This window comes from Sinomonas sp., assembly GCF_051955515.1.
Classification (GTDB): Bacteria; Actinomycetota; Actinomycetes; order Actinomycetales; family Micrococcaceae; genus Sinomonas.
Window position 1 is genome coordinate 1 of record NZ_JBQCGQ010000174.1, and the last position, 4,261, is coordinate 4,261.

At 65.5% G+C, this 4,261-nt stretch carries 3 protein-coding genes; 2 read left to right on the top strand and 1 reads right to left on the bottom strand.

The genetic code is table 11. The features are described from left to right. The first annotated feature begins 63 nt into the window (after nt 1–63). Nucleotides 64–1,752, top strand: a complete 1,689-nt coding sequence (locus ACTHL9_RS09830; protein WP_440518725.1) for a DUF4082 domain-containing protein — start codon at nt 64–66, stop codon at nt 1,750–1,752. Beyond that, nucleotides 1,749–3,257, top strand: a complete 1,509-nt coding sequence (locus ACTHL9_RS09835; RefSeq protein ID WP_440518721.1) for a hypothetical protein — start codon at nt 1,749–1,751, stop codon at nt 3,255–3,257. The genes ACTHL9_RS09830 and ACTHL9_RS09835 overlap by 4 nt, the downstream gene beginning before the upstream one ends. Here ACTHL9_RS09835 and ACTHL9_RS09840 read toward each other — a convergent pair. Then, a partial coding sequence (locus ACTHL9_RS09840; RefSeq protein ID WP_440518723.1) for an O-antigen ligase family protein occupies nt 3,241–4,261 on the bottom strand: 1,021 nt, incomplete at its 5' end. The two genes, ACTHL9_RS09835 and ACTHL9_RS09840, sit on opposite strands and share 17 nt — an antisense overlap.

The following is a 4,261-nucleotide window of genomic DNA, read 5'->3' on the forward strand; positions in this document are numbered from 1 at the left end:
GGGACCGTGGCGACGTTCACGCCATCGAGCGCCCTGACATACGGCGTGACGTACACCGCGACCGTGAGCGGAGCGACGAACTCCACCGGGCAGACCATGTCCTCGCCGTACTCGTGGACGTTCACGACCGCCAGCGCCCCACCGGCGCCTAACGTCTCCTCGACGAACCCGTCGCCTGGCGGAACCGGTGTGGCCACGAGTTCGGTTGTGAGCGCGACGTTCAACCAAGACGTGACTGCGTCCTCGATCCAATTCGTGCTCAAGGATGCTGGCGGAGCCACCGTCGCCGGGTCGGTCTCGTACTCGAGCGCCACCACGACCGCGACGTTCACGCCTTCCGCAGCCCTCGCGAACAACATCCAGTACACCGCCACGGTCAGCGGAGCCACCAACTCGACCGGGCAGACGATGTCGCCCTACAGCTGGAGCTTCACCACCGCGGCTTCCTACAGTTGCCCGTGCACGGTCTTCCCCACGAGCGCGACGCCCGTAACGGCTAATTCCGGGGACACCAATGGAGTCGAACTGGGCATGAAGTTCCAAACGAGCACAGCTGGCCAGATCACTGGCGTTCGCTTCTACAAGGGCTCGCAGAACACCGGAACCCACGTAGGCAACCTGTGGGGGTCGGACGGGACGAAACTCGCGACCGTCACCTTCGTCAACGAGACCGGGTCGGGCTGGCAGCAGGCGTATTTCTCGACTCCTGTCTCCGTCTCAGCGAATACCACCTATGTCGTCTCCTACTATGCGCCGAATGGCAACTACTCCTACACCGGTAACGGCTTCGCGAATGCTCAGGGGGCAGCGCCTATCACGGGGCTCGCCAGCGCTGGGAGCGGCGGCAACGGTGTCTACACCTACGGTGGAACCTCAGCATTCCCCAGCGGTAGCTACAACGCCACCAACTATTGGGTTGATGCGGTCTTCAATCCTGGCTCTCCCGCAGCACCAGCCGTCCTCAGCACCTCCCCGTCACAAGGGGCGACTGGAGTGTCTGGAACGTCGTCAGTATCGGTGACGTTCGACCAAGCCGTCGACACCTCGTCCGCGACGTTCACCCTCACGCCGAGCGGCGGGTCGGCCGTCGCCGGCACGACCGGGAGCCTCTCCGCGGCCGGAACGTACACATTCACTCCGAACGATGCCCTGGCTGGCAACACGACCTACACGGCCTCGGTGTCCGGCGTGAAGAGCGGCACGGGCCAGGCGATGCCATCCGCCTACAGCTGGAGCTTCACGACAGCGGCCGCCTCTGGGAGCACGTGTCCGTGCAGCGTGTTCGCCTCGTCCTCGACACCCGCCTCAATCTCCGTCAACGACCCGAATGCCGTGGAGCTGGGCATGCAGTTCACGTCTGACGTCTCGGGCTCCGTGACGGGTATTCGCTTCTACAAGGGAGCGCAGAACACCGGGACGCACGTTGGGCATCTGTGGACGGCGGGCGGAACACTCCTCGCCACGGTGACCTTCACCGGCGAAACGGCAAGCGGTTGGCAGACCGCAACCCTTTCGAGCCCAGTGGCGATCACCGCGAACACCACTTACGTGGTCTCGTACTACGCCCCGAGCGGCTTCTACTCGGCCAACGGTGCGTACTTCACATCCTCGGCCGACTCGCCTCCGCTCCACGGCCTCGCGAGCACGGCGAGCCACTTGAACGGCCTGTACCGGTACGGCTCGTCGGGCTTCCCGACCAGCAGCTACAACGCCACCAACTACTGGGTAGACGTGGTCTTCACCACGCCATGATCCTGTCCCTGGGCCGCGGACGCCGGCTGGCGTCCGCGGCGGTCTTCCTCGCGGTCCTGCTGCTGGCGGGGTGCACCTCCCCGGAGCGGCCCGAAGAGGGCGGCACCCAGACATCAGGGGCTGGCGCGGATCGCCCCACGGTCCCTCCGCCGATCCTCGAACCCGACCCCTCATCGACCGGCGGACCGTCCTCGATGGCCGGGGTGAGCCTGACCACGAGCGTCATGTTCGTGGATCCCGCGTCCACCCAGCAGGTCATGACGGGCTTGGGCGTGGACGCCAACGTGCACAGCTGGAAAGGCGGCCAGCTCAAGCCAGCGATCGATCGCTACACGGCGCTCGGACCCATGACGTGGCGTGTCATCATTGAGAAGGCCGACTGGGAACCGACCCAGACGGGCGAGCCCGAGACGATCGACCCTGCCTACTACCAGCGGATCTACGAGACGCCCAAGATGCAGGATTTGTGGAACACGATCGCCTACATCGAGGCATCCCCCGGGCAGACCGTATCGCTCAGTGTGATGGGTGGGGTGTCGGACTGGATGGGCGGCACACAGATTCTTCCGGACAAGGAGGATTACTGGGTGCGGATGATCGCCTCCCTGATCGACTACGCCCGGAACCAGAAGCACCTCCGACTGAACCTCGTCAGCCCGCTCAACGAGGCCGACTGGAACGGCATCGAGGGACCGAAGGTGGACCCACAGCAGATGACAGCCCTGCTCGACAAGCTGTCGAAGAGGCTCGACACGATGGGCCTCGGGGATGTCCGCTTCGTGGTGCCCGACACGTCCAGTCCTGACGAGGCCCGCAACCGGTACATTCCGGCGCTCCTGGCCGACCCCGCAGTTGCGGCCAAGATCGCACGCATCGGAATTCACAGCTACAACGGTGATACGGCCTCAGTCCCCGAGCTCGTGGCCCAGAGCAAGGCTGCTGGAGCCGGAGTCTGGGCCACCGAGTTCAACGCGCCCTGCAACGGCTGCGACACCGGCACGGAACCCGCGGACACTTGGGACCACGCGCTCAGCATGGCCCGGGACCTCCTCTCGCTCATCGATCAAGGGGTGACCGGCGCACAGCTCTACGATGCGTGGGATGGCTATTACGAACATCACGGGGCGGAGGGGTACTGGGGCGCCCTCAAATACAACTCCGACGGGAGCTACACCCCACGGCGATCGTTTGACGTCTTGGCCCTGTTCCTTCGCAGCTTGCCGCCCGGCTCGGCCCACGTGGCATCCCGCGGAGCAGAATCAGTGGACTCCGAGGCTTTCGTCAGCCCCGGCGGCTCCACAGTCATCCTGGGTGCCAACCCGACCGGTTCCACACAGCGCTTCCGTGTACAGATTTCCGGTACGAAATCCCTCGCCAAGGCGAGCCTGAGCACGGTCACCTCTGGCTCCGGGCTTGCCGCGGGCAGCGCCCCGACCGTCGAGGGCAACACCCTCACGGTTGCTGTGCCCGCCGGAGCGGTCTTCGCAGTTACGGCCTCGCGCTAGCCGTGGCGGCCGTTCCCGCCGCCTTCTTCTGCGCCACCTCAGCATCGCCGGAGCGCAGAATGCGCCAGTAAGCACCCGAGATGCCGAGCATGAGGAACATGAAGCAGGCCGAGAGCGGGAAGGACAGAGCATCGAAGAAGGTGAAGGACGTCGCGGCGGAGGCGAGAGCTGCCGCGATGGCAGCACCGAGCTGCCTCTGGAGCCGAGTTTCGGCACGTTTGCGGGCTCGCCAGGGGAGGACTATGGCCGTTGCGAACAGCCCCAGGACCGCTGCGAGCCCGAACAAGCCGAGCTCGACGATGATGCCCAAGTACTGATTGTCCAAATAGACATAGGTGGGCAGCAGGGTCCCAAATCCACGGCCGAAGAACGGAAGGCGCCCCGCCATGCCGAAAGCGACGTCATAGCCGCTGATCCTCGATGCGACGCTCGAGTCCTGGGCCGCCCCGGTGAACATGCCGAGGAGGGTTCCAGCCATTCCCGGAACGGCGACATAGACGACTCCGAGGATGCCAATCCCGGCGATCCCGGCGACAATGCGCTGGCGCTGGGTCCACGAGGCGGCGAGGACCGCCATCGCAACGCCGACCGCAATGAGCGCGGAACGAGAGACCGAGAGCACCGCCGCGGTGGCGATGATGGCCGCGGGAAGACACCTCGCGACGAGGCTTCTCCTCCGATCCTCGATGGCGAAGGTGATCGCCATGGGCAGCGTGATGCACAGGACGACGCCGTATTCGAGCGGGTGAGACGCAGTCCCCGCTGCGCGGACGAAGCCTCCGCGCTGGTCGATCCCGATCCCGTCGCCGCTCATCCCGGGCATCACGAACCATCCGAGGAGCGAATTCTTCGTGGCGAATTGGGCGAGCCCGAGGGTGGCCATGAGAGTGCCCGCCACGACGATTCTGCGGAGCATCGTGAGGATGCTCTTCCACGTGCGCAGTCCGTCATGGGCACCGAGGAAGAGGCCGCACCACGCGGCTACCCGGAGCAGTCCGGTGTCC

What these genes read in the sequence shown, in the direction of transcription:
- ACTHL9_RS09835 (WP_440518721.1), top strand. Translation starts at nt 1,749, where the DNA reads ATGATCCTGTCCCTGGGCCGCGGACGCCGGCTGGCGTCCGCGGCGGTC.